The organism is Flagellimonas olearia (genome assembly GCF_009184425.1).
GTDB lineage: Bacteria > Bacteroidota > Bacteroidia > Flavobacteriales > Flavobacteriaceae > Flagellimonas > Flagellimonas olearia.
The window spans coordinates 1-409 of record NZ_WELG01000071.1; the positions used below are offsets into that span (position 1 = coordinate 1).

General features: G+C 50.9%; 1 protein-coding gene. It reads left to right on the forward strand.

Annotation, left to right across the window (positions count from 1 at the left end; genetic code table 11):
• Positions 1-200: 200 nt before the first annotated feature.
• Positions 201-409 (forward strand): YbhB/YbcL family Raf kinase inhibitor-like protein (locus tag F8C76_RS19255; RefSeq protein WP_500683487.1); only part of this gene is annotated, 209 nt, incomplete at its 3' end.

Sequence of the window (409 nt, forward strand, 5' to 3'; positions counted from 1 at the left end):
TGTCTGGCACGATTTGCCTTGAAAACTGCGCTGTAGTTATTCGCTGGGCGGCCAAGGGCGAGTAATGTCTGTTTCTGCCACACGCCTTGTTATTTTATCTTGGCTGCAGATGAGGCGCTTGGCTCCAGCAACTTGAAATAGCGGTTATTGCCCGCATGGCTGATACCGTAGGCATGTAGTGCAACAAGGAGAGATTATCCATGCAGTTACTCAGCAACAGCCTCACCGATCAGGCGCCGATTCTGGAAAAATTTGCCTTTGCGACGATAAACCCGGACACCCATGTATCCTTAGCCAGTAATATTAACCCGCATTTAGCTTGGAAAGGTGCTCCTGAAGGGACGCGTTCCTTTGCCATTGTGTGCGTGGACCCGGATGCGCCTAGTGCAGCAGATGATGTGAACAAGGA